We start from the raw sequence: 15,826 nt of genomic DNA on the forward strand, positions 1-15,826 counted from the left end.
CGCCGCCAGCCTCCAGCAGGCCATCAGTCAGTCGTACTCGGGCTCCAGAACGCCTGCTTTACCGCCGGCAAGGCCAGCAGGCGTTCCACCAGCGCATCGAGCTCATCGCCATCGACCGAGGTGGCGGCCAGGGTCGCTTCGATTTCCACTTCGTCGTCCGTAAAGGGCCGCACATCCAGGTCGTGGGTGGGATGGCGGCTTTGTTCCAGCATGTCGGTCACGGCGGTCAGTACGCGTTTCTGGTGCGCGCTTTCCACGATCAGGTGGATGGTGTTGGTCACTTCCACCGATGGCGTGTCCAGCGGCTTGCGGTTGATGGTGTTGACCACCGGGCGCAACAGCGTATTGGCGGCCAGCACGAAGATGGTGGCCAGGATCGCTTCCAGGATCAGGTCGGCGCCAGCGGCCGCACCCACTGCGGCCGAGCCCCACAAGGTGGCGGCGGTATTGATGCCGCGCACATTGCCTTCCTCGCGCATGATCACGCCCGCCCCCAGGAAACCCACTCCCGAGACCACGTAGGCCACCACGTGGACCGCCCCTTCATGCCCGTTGAGGCGATTGGCCATATCGACGAAGACCGCCGCCCCCAGCGCCACCAGCACATTGGTGCGCAGCCCGGCGGTGCGTTGCCGGTACTGGCGTTCCAGGCCGATCAGGCCACCCAGGATGAAGGCGGCCGCCAGGCTGATGAAGGTGTCGAGCAGGGAATCGAGATTGATGTTGGCGAGGATTTGCATGGGCGATGGTGGACTATCGAGGTCAACAGGGCAAAAACAGTTAAAACCGGGGCGGCGGGCTGCGCAATGTTGCGCGATGATGGGGCAGAAATGCAACAGGCTTGTGACAAGCCCGGCTGCCCCGAGCGCCTGAGCGACTGGCTTTGCTGCCGTGCATCGTACTTCATTCTCTGCGCGTGAGAGTGCAAAAAAGTATCAGTCGGCCTGCGCTGGTGATGTAGAACCCGCAGCCAGTGGGGCACTAAGATGCTGCAAACGACGGAAACTGCCAACATCGAATTGTCAGTTTCAACAAAGAAAATGCTCTCGATCGAGAGGAGACACGATGCAGCCCGACCTGGAACTGGTCCATATCCGCAAGGGTGAATCCTTCGCGGCATGGATGCACGGCTACCCCTTCCGTACCGTGCGCTGGCATTACCATCCGGAATACGAGATCCACCTGGTGGTGGCCACGTCCGGGCGTTTCTACGTGGGCGACCACATCGGCGACTTCGCACCCGGGCAACTGGTGATGACCGGTCCCAATCTGCCGCAGAACTGGATTTCCGATATTGCCGCCGATGAGATGGTGCCGGTGCGCTCGCTGGTGATCCAGTTTCCCGAGCAACTGGTGAACCAGTGCGCCGCCAACATCCCGGAGATGGAAGCCATCATGCCGTTGCTGGAGCGCAGCCATCGCGGCCTGCTGTTCGATGCCGCCACCAGCGACACGGTGCGTCCGTTGATGCAGCGCCTGATCGACCAGCGCGGCTTGAAGCGCCTGGCCCTGTTCTGGGAAATCCTCGACGTGCTGGCCAATTCGCCCGAACCGGAAGTGCTGGCCAGCCTCTCCTACAAGCTCGACCTGTCCGGCTTCAATAGCAGCGGCCTGAACTGTGCCATCGCCTACCTGCGCGAGCATCTCACCGAAGACATCGGCGAACAGGACCTGGCCGACATGGTGGGGCAGAACCTGAGCAGCTTTTCGCGGGCCTTCAAGCGGCATACCGGGACCACCCTGGTGCGCTACAAGAACCAGTTGCGCGTGGACCTGGCCTGCCTGGCGCTGTTGACGCGGCCGCAGGCGCGCATCACCGATATCTGCTACGAGACCGGGTTTTCCAACCTGTCCAACTTCAACCGTCACTTCCACAAGATCAAGGGCATGTCGCCCTCGGAGTTTCGCCATACCTTCGCCACCAATGGCGTGTTTGCCGCCACCGGATAGTCGCGGCGGTTTCCCTTCACCGATCACCGATCCTCCCGGCAGGGAAAACAGCATTCAGGAAAGCCCCCGCTTTCCAGAACAGGACAGGTGTTGCCTGTCACCCCCAACGAGCAATTCCGTCATCACGTACACGATCAACAACAATGGAGACTGCAATGAAGAAAGCACTGACTGTACTGGCCCTGACCACGGCTACCCTGGCCACCCTCACTGCCGCCCCGGCAGGTGCCCAGGAACTGTCCAAGCTCAAGATCGGCATGAGCTTCCAGGAAATGAACAACCCCTACTTCGTGTCGATGAAGAAAGCCCTGGACGATGCCGCCAAGACCTTCGGCGCCAAGGTCATCGTCACCGATGCCGCCCACAACGTGGCCAAGCAGATCGCCGACATCGAAGACATGCTGCAACAGAACATCGACATCCTGCTCATCAATCCGACCGACTCGGCCGGGGTGGAAGCGGCGGTCAAGTCGGCCAAGGCGCGCAACGTGATCGTGGTGGCGGTGGACGCCAATGCCTCGGGTCCGGTGGATATGTTCGTCGGTTCCAAGAACAAGGATGCCGGTTACCAATCCTGCCGCGCGCTGGCCGACGCCATCGGCGGCAAGGGCGAGGTGGCCATTCTCGACGGCATCCCGGTGGTGCCCATCCTGCAACGCGTGGAAGGGTGCAAGCAGGCCCTGGCCGAGTACAAGGACATCAAGCTGGTGGCCACCCAGAACGGCCGCCAGGACCGTTCGGTGGCGCTGGGCGTGGTGGAAAACATGATCCAGTCGCGGCCTAACCTGAAGGGCATCTTCTCGGTCAATGACGGCGGCGCCATGGGCGCCCTGGCGGCCATCCAGGGCAGCGGCAAGGATATCAAGCTGACCTCGGTGGATGGCGCGCCGGAGGCCATCAAGGCCATTGCCGATGGCGGCCCGTTCGTCGAGACCACCGCGCAATTCCCGCGCGACCAGGTGCGCGTGGGCCTGGCCATGGCGCTGGCCAAGAAGTGGGGCGCCCGCGTGGTGCCCAAGGAAGTGCCCATCGACGTCATGCCGGTGACCAAGAAGAACGCCGCCGGCTTCAGCTGGTAAGCCGCAGGCGCGGCGGGAACCGTCTGCCGCGCCTTCCTTTTCCTTGATGGAGGCAGCCATGCTCCAACTGACTGGTATCAAGAAGAACTTTGGCCCGGTGACCGTACTGCGCGGGGTCGATATGAAGGTTTGCGCAGGCGAAGTCCATGCTTTGCTGGGTGAGAACGGGGCGGGCAAATCCACCCTTATGAAGATTCTTTCCGGCATCGTGAGCCCCGATGCGGGCGAGATCCGCATCGATGGTCAGCCCTGCCGCTTCGACAGCTACCACCAGGCCATCGCCGCCGGTGTCGGTGTGGTGTTCCAGGAGTTCTCGCTGATTCCCTACCTGGACGCGGTGGACAACATGTTCCTGGCGCGCGAGCTGCGCACTCCACTGGGCTTGCTCAAGCGTGCCGAGATGCGGCGTCGGGCGGCCCGGATCATTGCGCAACTGGGCGTGGAGATAGCGCTGGATGTGCCGGTGTGCAAGCTCTCGGTGGCCCAGCAACAGTTCGTCGAGATCGCCAAGGCACTGGCGCTGGAGGCCCGCATCCTGGTGCTGGACGAACCCACGGCCACGCTCACGCCAGCCGAAGTCGAACATCTCTTCAGGGTCATGCGCGGCTTGCGCGAGCAGGGCGTGGCGATCATCTTCATTTCGCACCACCTGGAAGAAATCTTCGAGATCTGTGATCGCATCACGGTGTTGCGCGATGGCGCCTACGTCGCCAGCTGTGCGGTCAACGAGGTGGATCAGGCGCGGCTGGTGGAGATGATGGTGGGGCGACGCATCGAGAACTGCTTCCCGCCCAAGTCGGCCACTACCATTGCCACCACTGCCGCCGCCGCTGCCGAGGTAGTGCTGGAGGTGCAGGAGTTGCAGCTCAAGCGCAATGCGCCGGTGTCGCGCTTCCAGTTGCGGCGCGGCGAGATCCTGGGCTTTGCCGGCCTGGTCGGTTCTGGCCGCACCGAGACCGTGCTGGCCATGCTGGGGGCGCATCCTGCGCTACGCTGCAAGCTCTCCATGCGCGGCGTGCCGCTACGCTTTGCCGATCCGGCGCAAGCCTTGCAGGCCGGTATCGGCCTGCTGCCGGAAAGTCGCAAGGAGCAAGGGCTCATCACCAGCTTTCCGATTCTGCACAACATTTCGTTGAACAACTACGGCAAGTACCGCAAGGGTGGCCTGTTCCTGGACCGCCGGCGCGAAGCCGAGGCCACGCAGGCGGCCATGCGGCGGGTCGGCGTCAAGGCGCCGGATGCCCATGCCCGGGTCGATACGCTCTCGGGCGGCAACCAGCAGAAGGTGGTGATTGCGCGCTGGATCAACCACCACATGCAGGTGCTGATCTTCGACGAACCCACGCGCGGCATCGACGTTGGCGCCAAGGCCGAGATCTACCAGCTCATGCGCGAATTCACCGCGCAGGGCTATTCCATCATCATGATTTCTTCCGAGTTGCCGGAGGTGGTCGGTATGTCCGACCGGGTGTGTGTCTTCAAGGGCGGCGGCATCGTCGCCACCGTCGAGGGCTCCGCCGTCACCGCCGCAGAAATCATGACCCACGCCACCTCCGGGAGACTCCAACATGCAGCATGATGCAAACGCCCTCGGCGCGGCCCCCGTGCGCGCCACTTCCCAGGCGCGCTGGCGCGCCCTGATCCATTCACCCCTGGCGCTGCCACTGGCCGGGCTGGTGGTGGTCTCGCTCCTGATGGGGCTGGCCTCGGACAATTTCTTCACCGTCTCCAACTGGTTCAACGTGCTGCGCCAGGTGTCCATCGTCGGCATCCTGGCCGTGGGCATGACCTTCGTGATCCTGACCGGGGGCATCGATCTCTCGGTGGGCGCGGCCATGGCATTGGCCGGCACGCTCTCGGCCGGGCTCATCGTCAACAGCGGCTGGCCGGCCTGGCTGGCCCTGGTGGCGGGCATCGCCCTGGCGGCGCTGATCGGCTTGCTCAATGGCGCACTGGTGGCCTGGGGCCGGATGCCGGCCATCATCGTCACGCTGGCCACCATGGGCGTGGCGCGAGGTGTCGGGTTGATCTATTCGGGCGGTTATCCGATCTCGGGGTTGCCGGGCTGGGTCGCCTGGTTCGGCGTGGGCCGCATCGGCATGATCCCGGTGCCGGTGATCCTGATGCTGCTGGTCTATGCCATGGCCTGGGTGCTGTTGCAGCGCACCCCCTTCGGTCGCCACGTCTATGCCATCGGTGGCAATGAGATGGCCGCGCGCCTGTCCGGGGTGAAGACCACGCGCATCAAGCTGGGGGTGTATGCCATCTCCGGGTTCACCTCGGGCCTGGCGGCGATCATCCTGACCGGCCGTCTGATGTCGGGGCAACCCAATGCCGGCGTCGGTTTTGAACTGGATGCGATTGCCGCCGTGGTGCTGGGTGGCACCGCCATTGCCGGTGGTCGCGGGCTGGTGGTGGGCACGCTCATCGGGGCGGTGTTGCTGGGCATTCTCAACAATGGCTTGAACCTGATGGGGATCAATCCCTATCTGCAGGACATCGTTCGCGGCGTGATCATCCTGCTGGCCATCTATATCGCCCGGGAATGGCGTTGAGCGGTTTCATTCCTTTTTTTCATACTTCGTCGACTGCGGATTTATCCCTTATCTATCCCTTACTTATCTACAAGGAGACATGACATGACCCAATCCCTGGCAGGCAAGATCGCCGTCATCACCGGTGCCGCTTCCGGCATCGGCCTGGCCACTACCGAAAAACTGCTGGCCAATGATGCCACCGTGGTCATGGTGGACTGGAACGCCAAGGCCCTGGAGGAACTGGCTGCGCGCCTCGGCCCCAAGGCCATTCCGCAGGTCACCAATCTGCTCGACGCCGACAGTTGCGCGGCGATGGTGCCGGAGGTCTTGCAGAAGGTCGCGCATATCGACATCCTCTACTGCAATGCCGGCACCTACATCGGCGGCGAACTGGTCGATACTAGCGCCGAAGCCATCGACAAGATGTTGAATCTCAACGTCAATGCCGTCATGAAGAACGTCCATGCGGTGGCGCCCCATATGATCGCTCGCAAGACCGGCGACATCATCGTCACCTGCTCGGTGGCCGGTCACTTCCCCACTTACTGGGAGCCGGTCTACGCCGGTTCCAAATGGGCCATCACCTGCTTCGTGCAGACCATGCGGCGCCAGATGATCCCGCATGGGGTGCGCGTGGGACAGGTCTCGCCGGGGCCGGTGATCTCGGCATTGCTGGCCGATTGGCCGGAAGAGAACCTGCGCAAGGCCAAGGAATCGGGCAGCCTCATCGAGCCTTCCGAAGTGGCCGATGCGGTCGAGTACATGCTGACCCGTAACCGCAACGTCACCATCCGCGATATGCTCGTGCTGCCCACCAATTTCGACCGGGTTTGAACCGGCGCGGGCGTCCTACCAGCAACCAGCGAGGAAAGATGGAGACCTATCTGATCGGCATCGATGTCGGCACCGGCTCGGCCCGGGCCGGCGTGTTCGACCGTAGTGGCAATCTGCAGGCCAGTGCCCGCCACGACATTGCCCTGTTTCGCGACGAACGCCGCGCGCGCGTCGAACAATCCAGCGCCCAGATCTGGGATGCGGTGTGCCAGGCGGTGCGCGCCGCGGTGGAGCAGGCCGGTATCGACCCGGCAGCCGTCGTCGGCATTGGCGTGGATGCCACCTGTTCGCTGGTGGTGCAGGGCGCGCAAGGTGGCGTGGGCGATGCGGACCATCCCGAGCGCGATGTGATCGTCTGGATGGATCACCGGGCGCTGGAACAGGCGCAGCGCATCAATGCCACCGCTCATGCGGTGCTGTCCTATGTGGGCGGCGTGATTTCGCCGGAGATGGAAACCCCCAAGCTGCTGTGGCTGAAGGAACATCTGCCCGAGGTCTACCACAGCGCCGCGCATTTCTTCGACCTGACCGACTTCCTGACCTGGAAGGCCACCGGTTCGCTGCAGCGCTCTTCCTGCACGGTGACCTGCAAGTGGACCTACCTGGCCCACGAAGGGCGCTGGGATGCCGATTATTTCCAGCGCATCGGCCTGGGTGACCTGGCCGAACAAGGCTTTGCCCGCATCGGCCAGGAAGTGGTCTGGCCCGGCACTGCCCTGGACGGTGGTTTGAGCGCGGAGGCGGCGCAGGCGCTGCAATTGCGACCGGGCATCGCGGTGGCGGCCGGGCTCATCGATGCCCATGCCGGTGGCGTGGGCACGGTGGCTGCGCGCGGGGGGGCCGAAGATGCCGCGGCCTGCATGGCCTATGTGTTCGGCACCTCTTCCTGCACCATGACCAGCAATGCCCAAGCGGTGTTCGTACCCGGCGTATGGGGGCCGTACTACAACGCCATGGCGCCTGGCATGTGGTTGAACGAAGGTGGCCAGTCGGCGGCCGGCGCGGCCATCGATCATTTGCTGAGGCTGCATCCAGCCACTCCTCAGGCGCGCCTGCAGGCCACCAGCGCAGCCATGGAGTTGCCGCAGTGGCTGGCGCAGCGGGCATTGGCGGCGGTGCGCCAGCCGGCGCAGGCGGTATGGCTGGCCGGCCAGCTCAACGTGGTGCCGGAATTCCTCGGCAATCGCTCGCCGCTGGCCGATCCAGAGGCGCGGGCGCTGCTGCTGGGGCTGGGCATGGAACACGATATCGATAGCCTGGTGGCGCTGTACGTGGCCGGGCTGTGCAGCCTGGGTTACGGGCTGCGCCAGATCATCGAGGCACAGGCGGCGTGTGGCGTGCGCATCGCCAGCATCTCGGTCTCGGGGGGCGCCGGTACCCATCCCTTGACGCGCCAGTTGCTGGCCGACGCCACCGGCCTGCCGGTGGAGATGACCGCCTGCCCCGAACCGGTGTTGCTGGGTTCGGCCATGCTGGCCGCAGTCGCCGCCGGCAGCTATCCCGACCTGCAAAGCGCCATGCCGGCCATGTCCGCCCTGGCCGGACGCAACGAGCCGGTCGGTGGCGACATCGCACGGCTGCACCAGGCGCGTTACCAGGCCTTCATCAAGAGCCAGCAACTGGCGCGCGAGGTGCGCGACAGCCTGGCGCCCCTGCTGGCCGCCCAGGCCGCAGGACGACATTGAACAGGAGCAGCATATGCAATTTGCAGGAACATCGGTCATCATCACCGGCGCCGGCAAAGGCATTGGCAGGGCCTGCGCCAGGCTGATGGCACAACGCGGAGCCGAGGTGATCGCGCTCTCGCGCACGGCCAGCGACCTGGAGAGTCTGCGCGAGGAGATCGGTGGTCGTTCGGTGCAGGTCGATCTGGCCGACCCGGCTGCCGCACGGCGCGCCATGGCCGAAGCGGGATGCGCCGACTACCTCATCAATAGTGCCGGCATCAATGTGCTGCAATCCACCCTCGCCATGAGTGACGATGCCTATGAAGCGGTGCTAGGCGTGAACCTGCGCGCCGCCCTCATCACTTGCCAGGCTTTCGCCCAGGCCCGTATTGCCGCCGGGGGCGGGGGGGGCATCGTCAACATCACCTCCATTGCCGGCCATCGCGGCTTTGCCGAGCATCTCTGTTATGCCGCCTCCAAGGCCGGCCTGGAAGGGGCTACGCGGGTATTGGCGCGGGAACTGGGGCCGCATGGCATCCGCGTCAACGCGGTGGCGCCGACCATCACCCTGACCGAACTGGCCGAGGCGGCCTGGAGCGATCCGGCCAAGTCGGCACCGATGATGGTGCGCCATCCGCTGCAACGTTTTGCCTCGGCCGAGGACGTGGCGCGCAGCATTGCCATGCTGCTCTCGGAGGATGCCGCCATGATGACCGGCGCGGTGGTGCCGGTGGATGGCGGTTTCCTGGCGGTCTAGGGCCTGTTCAAGATGCAACAAGGGCGACCAACTGGTCGCCCTTGCGCAGGCCCAACGGGAAGTTTGATGCGTTAGCGACCGATCTGGTGCCCGATCACGCCGCCCACCGCTGCGCCGCCGGCGGTACCGATGCCGCTGCCACCGGTCAGGATGGCGCCACCTACGGCACCGATGGTGGCGCCGATGGCAGTGTTCTTGTCGCGGGTACTCATGTTGCTGCAGCCGCTCATGGCGGTCAGCGCAATGGCAGTCACAGAAATGGCAGCGATCTTGTGCAGTGTTTTCATGATTTTTTCCTGATCGTTCTGATCGTTCAAATGGGTTCCTGAGAATGAGGGTCCGGCCCGTCCATGCTGCCCGCGTTGCGGGTCAGCGGGAGCTGGTATGGCAATAGACCAGAGCGATCTAGAAAAAATTCGAGTTGCAACACGATCTCTTACAGTTGTTACATACTCTCGCCTGCGTTGTTCCAACCCGTGGGAAAAGGGTAGGAGGCGCCGTTTTCCGACTATGAACCGACCAGAGAGACCTCATGATCCTGACATCTCGCCTGCGCCAGGCCGCCCGCCTGCTGCTGATTTCCGCCAGCCTTTCCTGGTGCGCCAGTGTCGCTGCCCAGGCAGTCGAGCCGCCCCAGCCGGTCGAAGGCAGTTGGGTGGCGCCGAGTTTCCAGTTCCACACCGGCCAGACCCTGGACCATCTGCGTCTGCATTACCTCACTCTGGGTGAGCGCAGCAACCCGGCGGTACTGGTGCTGCACGGCACCTACCAGAGTGCCGGGGCGATGCTGTCCAAGGACTTTGGCGGCCAGCTCTTTGGCCCCGGCCAGCCGCTGGACGCCAGCAAGTACTTCATCATCATTCCCGACGGTATCGGCGTGGGCAAGTCGAGCAAGCCCTCCGATGGCCTGCGCGCGGCCTTCCCGCAATACAACTACGCCGACATGGTGCTGGCGCAATACCGCATGTTGACCGAAGGCATGGGCATCCATCACCTGCGCCTGATCATCGGCAATTCCATGGGCGGGATGCAGACCTGGCTGTGGGGCGGCAGCTATCCGGGCTTTGCCGATGGCCTGGTGCCGATGGCCGCCCAGCCCACCGAGATGGCCAGCCGCAACTGGATGATGCGCCGGATGCTGGTGGAGTCGATCAAGCAGGATCCGGCCTGGAACCATGGCAACTACACCAGCCAGCCGCCTTCACTGCGCCTGGCCAACAACATGTTCGTCTTTGCCACCAATGGCGGCACGCTGGCCTACCAGGCCCTGGCCGGCACCCATGCGCAAGCCGACAAGCTGGTCGATGATCGCCTGGCCGCGCCGGTCACGGCCGATGCCAATGACTTCATCTACCAGTGGGGTTCCTCGGCCGACTACGATGCCGCCCCAGGCTTGGCCCGCATCAAGGTGCCGGTGCTGGCCATCAACTCTGCCGACGATGAACGCAACCCGCCCGAGACCGGCATCATGCAAGCGGCCCTCCAGCAAGTGCCCACGGCGCGCCTGCTGCTCATCCCGGCCAGCGCCGAGACACGCGGCCACGGTACCACCGGCATGGCGCGCTTCTATGCACGTGAGCTGGCGCAGTTCCTGCAATCGCTGCCGCAACCTTGAGATAGGAGCGCAGGATGCTTGGGCGAGTAGGGCGGGGCGGCCGGCTGCTGGTGGCTGGCCTCTTGGCTGCGCTGACCATGCCGGCCGGTGCGGCCACCGGTTACTACCTGGTCGAGGTCTATTCCGATCCCGGCCGCGTGACGCTGGATTACAAGTACTGGAACGCCAAGTCCAGCGGCATGATACCGATCGGTGCGCCCGAGCTGGGCGTGGGTTATGGGGTCAATTCGCGCTGGTATACCGAGCTCTATGGCGTGACCCAGCAGGACGCCATCCAGGGTACGCAGATGATGAGCCTGAACTGGCAGAACGATGTGCTGCTGACCCAGGGGGAATATCCCTTCGACCTGGCCATCCACACCGACATCGGCCAATACCGCAACCAGGCGCGCCAGGGCTATTCGCTGGAATGGGGCCCGGCATTGCAGACCGAATGGTGGCGCACCCAGTTCAATGCCAACCTGTTCTTCCAGCGCGATTACCGCATCGACCAGGGCGGCGGGCAGCCGGCGGTCTCCAGCCTGCAAAGCGGCCTGAGCCCGCAGGGTGGTCCCACGCAACTGGTGTATCAATGGCAGGTGCGCCAGCATTGGCGGCCCTGGTTCAACGTCGGCCTGCAGGGATTCGGCGAATTGGGGCGCTGGGATCATTGGGCCAACCGGCAGAACCAGTCGCACCGCGCCGGCCCGGCCATCTTCGGCACACTCCACATCGGCCAGCAATTCGTGAAGTACCAGGCGGCCTACCTGTTCGGCAGCAATGCCACCCTCAGTGCGCGTACCTTCACGATGCGCTTGCAATTGGTTTTTTGAGGGAGTCGCCGACCCGCCATGCAGCGTTGGTATGGCATCTCGCAGCTTAAATGTGAAGGCCCTAGCTTACGCGTAACTGGTCGAACGCAGAGCGACCCGGATGGGCCGGTCCAGTTGGCGGGTCCAGGCGCCATAGGTCTGCTCGGCGATCAAGCGCAGGGCGGCCACGCGTTCGTGCAAGCCGGCCAGGATCTGTGCCTCGCTTTGTGCCGCCGGGCCATCGGCGCGCAGCAGTTCCTCGCGTCCGCTGGCGCACCAGCGGCGAATGCTCTCTTCAGTCACTTCCATATGCCCCTGGAAACCCCACTGGCGACCGCGCAGGAAGCCCTTGTTCAGGCAATGGCTGCCATACATGGTGCGTATCGCCCCGGTGGGAATCTCGAAGGTGTCGTAGTGCCAGTTGAACAGCCACGCCAGGCGCGGCAGCCTCATGCGCTGTTGCGCCGGTGGTGTGATCCAGACCTGGCCCCAGCCGATATTGGGACAGATGTTGCGCGTGACCTTGGCGCCCATCGCCCGTGCCAGCAATTGCGCGCCGAAGCAGTGTCCCAGCACCGGCACATCGCGCGCCAGCGCATCTTCCAGCAAGGATTTCTCGGCTGCGATCCAGGGCAGCGCATCGTTGACGCTATGGTCGCTGCCCAGTATCACGATGCCGGCGAACTGGCTGGCGTCGCGCGGCACATCGTCCTGAGCGGCGGAGTGGTAGAGGCGATAGGGTAGTGCGTGCTGTTGCAGATGTTCGAGCAAGACACCCGGGCCTTGCGTGGCTTCATGCTGGAAGATGGCAATCGGTCTCATGAGGTCAGGGCCGGCGCGAGCCGGCCCGTAGTGGAGAAGACCTCAATGTAGGAGCTGGGGCGTAAAAAGCGGGTTGTATTTGCAGGGGTTTGTGTAAACGCGCTGTAAAGCGCAAGGTGCCTGGTCCCGATGTTCCTCGTGAACAGGCTCTGGTCCTCACCAGCGATAGGTGGCCGTGGCCAGGATGCTGCGCTGGTCTCCGTAATAGCACGTGGCCGCAGCGGTATCGCAATTGGTCAGATAGGTCTTGTTGGTGAGGTTGCGCAAATTCAAGGCCAGGCTCCAGTGTGCGAGGTCATAGCCGACCAGGCCATCCAACAGCGTATATCCCGGCACCTTGACCGGCGTCCCCCCACCATTGCCGCTGGTGGCGCTGACATAGCGTGCTCCCAGCCCCAGCCTGATGCCATTGTGCAGGCGATGATCACCCCACAGCGAGAGCTGATGCAGGGGAACGGCCGTCGCCTGCTTGCCGATCTCGGCTGGACGGCTGCTGTTGGTGACCACGGCGCGCGGGGTGTAGCTGTAGGCAGCAGTCAGACGCAGAGAGGGCAGCGGTTCGGTGACGGCTTCCAGCTCCAGGCCGCGCACCGATATTTCGCCTTTCTGGGTCGGCATGAAGTTGGCGTCGTAGCTGATGTAGTTCTGGCGCTTCAGGTCGAACAGCGCTGCGCTGTAGAGGTCGCGCGTACCAGATGGCTGGTAGCGCAGGCCGACTTCGGTCTGCTTGCCGGTCTCGGGCCCGAAGGGCAGATTGGTCAGCGGATCGACGGTAGCGGTCGGATTGAACGACTCGGTATAGCTGACATAGGGTGCCAGGCCATTGGGCGCACGGTAGAGCAGTGCCGCGCGTGCGGTGAACTTGCGGTCGGTGCTGCTGGTACGGGTGCCATCCAGGCGATTGTCCACTGTGTTGTCGGCGCTGTCATGGCGGCCACCGAGAGTCAGCTCTACCCCGTTGTCCCACTTGATTTGATCTTGCAGGTAGAAGCCGGTCTGGGTCAGCACGGCACGGGTGTCGTTGTAGGGGGCTGGCACGACGAAGGGGCCATTCGGATAGGTCGGGGCGGCGATGTCGAGTAGTGGTGCGCTGCCGCCGCTGAAGCTGAGGGCGTCGAAGCGACTGCGCTGGAAGTCCACCCCCAGCAACATCGTGTGGCGTATCCCTGCGGTACTGAAGTCAAGCTGCAGCTGATTGTCGATGCTGAACATGGTGGCCGATTCGCGGCTGCCGAACAGATTGCGCGAGAGGCTCTGGAAGTTGGCCGGATCGTTGGGAACGGTCGCATCGACGGTGATGAAGTTCGGTTGTTGCAGGGCGTGATAGTCCACGCTCATGTGGCCCACGCGCGCGCTCTGCCGAAAGACCACGGCCTCATTGAAGCGATGTTCCAGGCGGTAGCCCAGCAGTTCCTGGTTCTGACTGAAATGGTCGAAGTTGGGATTGCCGATGTACAAGCCACTGGGAATGGTCGTGCCGATGGGCGTTGGTACCAGTGAACCCACCAGCGGTCTGGTGCGGGTATACACACCGCCATTGTCGCGCAGCAGCGAGGCTTGCAGGGTCAGCGAGGTATCGCGGCTGATCTTCCAGGTCAGCGACGGGGCAAGGTAGATGCGGTCATTCTTCATCCCACCCGCGGGCATTTCAGCATCGCGTATCACACCGATGAAACGATAGAGTAGCTTGCCGTCGGCATCCATCGCGCCGCCGAAGTCGCCGCCTACCTGGCGTCGCTGATTCGATCCGAGCTGCACCTGCAGTTCGCGCTGCGTTTCGGCGCTGGGCAGCTTGCTGACCACGTTGACCACCCCTCCCGGGCCGGCCTGGCCAAACAGTACCGAGGCTGGTCCGCGCAGCACGGCGATCTGGTCGATACCATAGTTTTCGGTACGCCAGACCGCGAAGCTGTTGGCATTGCGCAGCGGCAGGCCATCCAGGTAGAAGCCGGGGCTGTAGGCGTCGAAGCCACGCAGGTTGATCCAGTCATAGCGAGAGTCGGCACCGTAAGGAGAAATGTTGACGCCTGGGGTGTAACCCAGGGCATCGCGCGCGGTGGTCGCGCCCAATGCAGCGATGCGTTCAGCGGTGACCACCGAGATCGACTGCGGTACTTCGATGAGGGGCGTCTCGGTCTTGGTGGTGCTGCTACTTGTGCGTGCAGACCAGCTCTCGGCGTTGGCGCTGACATTGATGGTGGGCAGGCTGCCTTGGGCCGAAGCAAGGGGCGTCGCAGTTGGCGTTGCGCCGCCGGTGTCCGGCATCAATACATAGCCGGCCGCGGTCTTGCCGATGCGGTAGCCGCTGCCTGCCAGCAGGGCGTGGAATCCCGCTTCTACGCTGTAGCTGCCCACCAAGCCCGGCGAGCGCAGGCCCTGCAACTTGCCCGCTTGCAGGGCCAATGGCACATCGGCGGCCTGGGCGAAGCGGGTCAGCACGTCTTCCAGCGGGCCACCCGGGATATCGAAACGTTGCTGCACCGGCTGGGCATACAGTGCAGTGGTGCTCATGAGCGCCTGGGCCAGCGCGAGTTTCATGATCAAGGGCTGGCGCAACATGGGGGACATGCGGGTGGGCTTGGACAAGCTCATGCTGATTTTTTCCTCTCCGTTTCTGGTTGATCAGTGCACTGGGAAGCGATCTGCGCCTCGGTGCAGTGCGTCTTCCCTGTTTTTTGGGGACTTCACAAGGCATGACGCACCAGAAAACGAAACCCGCAGCGCAATTGAAAAAAACAGAGTGCTACTGCAGGTTCAGGGAGTAGGAACCAAATCGATATAGGTCAGATAGGGCGTGAACTGTCGCACTCGCAAGCCAGGTATGCAGTCCACCAGTAATTGCAGGGCACGCTGGGTATCGTCCAGCGGCAGCACCACGGTCATCTCCAACCCCTTCAACTGCGCCTGATCGTAGAGGATGCGACCGGGTCGATAGCGGTTGAGCTCATCGAGCAGCTCCGTCAAGGGTCGTTGGCGGCTTACCAGTTGGTGGCTGCGCCAGGCGCGTTCCAGCGCTGCCGCATCGATGGGCTCCGGTACCCCCACAGTATCGCCGTGAAGGCGGATGCGTTGCCCGGCCGCCAGGATAACGGGCGTTTGCGCCTGCTGGCCCGCAGCGTGGATCGAGACCTTCGATTCAAGCATACTGACGACGGTGCCGCTGTCGTCGCGGCGCACCAGGAAGCGGGTTCCCAGTGCCTCGATGCTGCCGTCGGTGGTCTGGATGAGGAAGGGGCGTGCACGGTCGCGAGCCACCTCCACCAGTATTTCGCCCTTGACCAGTTCGACGGTACGGTGCCGTGCATCGAAGCGGAAGTTGACAGCACTGCGGGTGCCCAGCGTGATGCGTGATCCGTCCTCCAGGGTCTGCGCTGCCCAGGCTCCGGTTGCGGTGCGCATATCGGCCAGCAGGTAGTCGGCCGGATAGGCTTGGTAGGTCAGCCACAGTGGCAGCCCGATGCCACAGATGAGGGCCAGTGTCGCCACCGCGCGGCGCATCCGGTCCGGCAAACGGGGCTGCGTCATGGCCGTCTTGAGGCCGGCGCACAAGGGGACGGGATCGCCGTTGCTGGTATCGAGCAAGCTATTGATCTGCTCCAGTACGCCATGCAGTTCGTGCGCCGCCTGGGCGTGCTGCCGACTTTCACTCTTCCAGCGGGCGAATTCTTCTGCGGCCTGCCGTTGCTGGGCCGCGTTGCCAGCACTCAGGCGCACGATCCATTGTGCCGCCTCGATGGTGATTTCCTCGGAGGGGGCGCAAGCCTTCTCTGTCAT

The 15,826-nt window shown here is 63.8% G+C and carries 14 protein-coding genes; 9 read left to right on the forward strand and 5 right to left on the reverse strand.

All coding sequences use genetic code 11. The annotated features are described in order from the left end of the window. Positions 1-23: 23 nt before the first annotated feature. Positions 24-740 (reverse strand): MgtC/SapB family protein, encoded by a 717-nt coding sequence (locus RC54_RS04660; RefSeq protein ID WP_058894400.1) that lies wholly within the window; start codon positions 738-740, stop codon positions 24-26. A gap of 325 nt (positions 741-1,065) precedes the next feature. On the opposite strand from RC54_RS04660, the gene RC54_RS04665 reads away from it, so the two are divergent. From RC54_RS04665 to RC54_RS04695, 7 genes are all read left to right on the forward strand, one after another. After that, positions 1,066-1,950, forward strand: coding sequence for an AraC family transcriptional regulator (locus tag RC54_RS04665; RefSeq protein WP_017451238.1), 885 nt, complete (start codon positions 1,066-1,068; stop codon positions 1,948-1,950). A gap of 155 nt (positions 1,951-2,105) precedes the next feature. Further along, positions 2,106-3,029: an ABC transporter substrate-binding protein gene (locus RC54_RS04670; RefSeq protein WP_017451237.1), complete on the forward strand. Its 924-nt coding sequence runs from the start codon at positions 2,106-2,108 to the stop codon at positions 3,027-3,029. A gap of 58 nt (positions 3,030-3,087) precedes the next feature. After that, positions 3,088-4,608: a sugar ABC transporter ATP-binding protein gene (locus RC54_RS04675; protein ID WP_061788877.1), complete on the forward strand. Its 1,521-nt coding sequence runs from the start codon at positions 3,088-3,090 to the stop codon at positions 4,606-4,608. Then, positions 4,598-5,584 (forward strand): ABC transporter permease, encoded by a 987-nt coding sequence (locus RC54_RS04680; RefSeq protein ID WP_061788878.1) that lies wholly within the window; start codon positions 4,598-4,600, stop codon positions 5,582-5,584. Before RC54_RS04675 ends, RC54_RS04680 begins: the two co-directional genes overlap by 11 nt. An 84-nt stretch (positions 5,585-5,668) precedes the next feature. Next, on the forward strand, positions 5,669-6,400 hold the full coding sequence (locus RC54_RS04685; protein WP_017451234.1) for an SDR family oxidoreductase: 732 nt from the start codon (positions 5,669-5,671) through the stop codon (positions 6,398-6,400). Positions 6,401-6,438: 38 nt separating this feature from the next. After that, positions 6,439-8,085: an FGGY-family carbohydrate kinase gene (locus RC54_RS04690; RefSeq protein WP_061788879.1), complete on the forward strand. Its 1,647-nt coding sequence runs from the start codon at positions 6,439-6,441 to the stop codon at positions 8,083-8,085. A 13-nt stretch (positions 8,086-8,098) separates the two neighbouring features. Next, positions 8,099-8,824 (forward strand): SDR family oxidoreductase, encoded by a 726-nt coding sequence (locus tag RC54_RS04695; RefSeq protein WP_061788880.1) that lies wholly within the window; start codon positions 8,099-8,101, stop codon positions 8,822-8,824. 71 nt (positions 8,825-8,895) lie between these two features. On the opposite strand, the gene RC54_RS04700 is transcribed toward RC54_RS04695, so the two are convergent. Beyond that, complete coding sequence (locus RC54_RS04700; RefSeq protein WP_058894405.1) at positions 8,896-9,111, reverse strand: glycine zipper 2TM domain-containing protein; 216 nt, start codon at positions 9,109-9,111, stop codon at positions 8,896-8,898. 245 nt (positions 9,112-9,356) lie between these two features. On the opposite strand from RC54_RS04700, the gene RC54_RS04705 reads away from it, so the two are divergent. Together RC54_RS04705 and RC54_RS04710 are read left to right on the forward strand one after the other, a co-directional pair. Next, positions 9,357-10,439, forward strand: coding sequence for an alpha/beta fold hydrolase (locus RC54_RS04705; RefSeq protein ID WP_058894406.1), 1,083 nt, complete (start codon positions 9,357-9,359; stop codon positions 10,437-10,439). Positions 10,440-10,453: 14 nt separating this feature from the next. Next, positions 10,454-11,251 carry a hypothetical protein gene (locus tag RC54_RS04710; RefSeq protein ID WP_061788881.1) on the forward strand — a complete coding sequence of 266 codons (798 nt, stop codon included), beginning with the start codon at positions 10,454-10,456 and terminating at the stop codon, positions 11,249-11,251. Between the two features lie 66 nt (positions 11,252-11,317). Here the strand turns inward: RC54_RS04710 and RC54_RS04715 are convergent, their stop codons facing one another. From RC54_RS04715 to RC54_RS04725, 3 genes are all read right to left on the reverse strand, one after another. Then, entirely contained in the window at positions 11,318-12,052 is a 735-nt protein-coding gene (locus RC54_RS04715) for a type 1 glutamine amidotransferase (protein WP_061788882.1), read from the reverse strand. Between the two features lie 156 nt (positions 12,053-12,208). Then, positions 12,209-14,644, reverse strand: coding sequence for a TonB-dependent siderophore receptor (locus tag RC54_RS04720; RefSeq protein ID WP_058894409.1), 2,436 nt, complete (start codon positions 14,642-14,644; stop codon positions 12,209-12,211). Positions 14,645-14,806: 162 nt separating this feature from the next. After that, positions 14,807-15,826 (reverse strand): FecR family protein, encoded by a 1,020-nt coding sequence (locus tag RC54_RS04725; RefSeq protein ID WP_058894410.1) that lies wholly within the window; start codon positions 15,824-15,826, stop codon positions 14,807-14,809.

It is taken from the genome of Herbaspirillum rubrisubalbicans (genome assembly GCF_003719195.1).
GTDB lineage: Bacteria > Pseudomonadota > Gammaproteobacteria > Burkholderiales > Burkholderiaceae_D > Herbaspirillum > Herbaspirillum rubrisubalbicans.

Excerpts from the sequence above, each read along its gene's own strand:
- RC54_RS04695 (WP_061788880.1), top strand. The coding sequence starts at position 8,099 with ATGCAATTTGCAGGAACATCGGTCATCATCACCGGCGCCGGCAAAGGC.
- RC54_RS04710 (WP_061788881.1), top strand. The coding sequence starts at position 10,454 with ATGCTTGGGCGAGTAGGGCGGGGCGGCCGGCTGCTGGTGGCTGGCCTC.
- RC54_RS04670 (WP_017451237.1), top strand. The coding sequence starts at position 2,106 with ATGAAGAAAGCACTGACTGTACTGGCCCTGACCACGGCTACCCTGGCC.
- RC54_RS04715 (WP_061788882.1), bottom strand. The coding sequence starts at position 12,052 with ATGAGACCGATTGCCATCTTCCAGCATGAAGCCACGCAAGGCCCGGGT.
- RC54_RS04660 (WP_058894400.1), bottom strand. The coding sequence starts at position 740 with ATGCAAATCCTCGCCAACATCAATCTCGATTCCCTGCTCGACACCTTC.
- RC54_RS04685 (WP_017451234.1), top strand. The coding sequence starts at position 5,669 with ATGACCCAATCCCTGGCAGGCAAGATCGCCGTCATCACCGGTGCCGCT.
- RC54_RS04690 (WP_061788879.1), top strand. The coding sequence starts at position 6,439 with ATGGAGACCTATCTGATCGGCATCGATGTCGGCACCGGCTCGGCCCGG.
- RC54_RS04705 (WP_058894406.1), top strand. The coding sequence starts at position 9,357 with ATGATCCTGACATCTCGCCTGCGCCAGGCCGCCCGCCTGCTGCTGATT.
- RC54_RS04720 (WP_058894409.1), bottom strand. The coding sequence starts at position 14,644 with ATGAGCTTGTCCAAGCCCACCCGCATGTCCCCCATGTTGCGCCAGCCC.
- RC54_RS04665 (WP_017451238.1), top strand. The coding sequence starts at position 1,066 with ATGCAGCCCGACCTGGAACTGGTCCATATCCGCAAGGGTGAATCCTTC.
- RC54_RS04675 (WP_061788877.1), top strand. The coding sequence starts at position 3,088 with ATGCTCCAACTGACTGGTATCAAGAAGAACTTTGGCCCGGTGACCGTA.
- RC54_RS04725 (WP_058894410.1), bottom strand. The coding sequence starts at position 15,826 with ATGACAGAGAAGGCTTGCGCCCCCTCCGAGGAAATCACCATCGAGGCG.
- RC54_RS04680 (WP_061788878.1), top strand. The coding sequence starts at position 4,598 with ATGCAGCATGATGCAAACGCCCTCGGCGCGGCCCCCGTGCGCGCCACT.
- RC54_RS04700 (WP_058894405.1), bottom strand. The coding sequence starts at position 9,111 with ATGAAAACACTGCACAAGATCGCTGCCATTTCTGTGACTGCCATTGCG.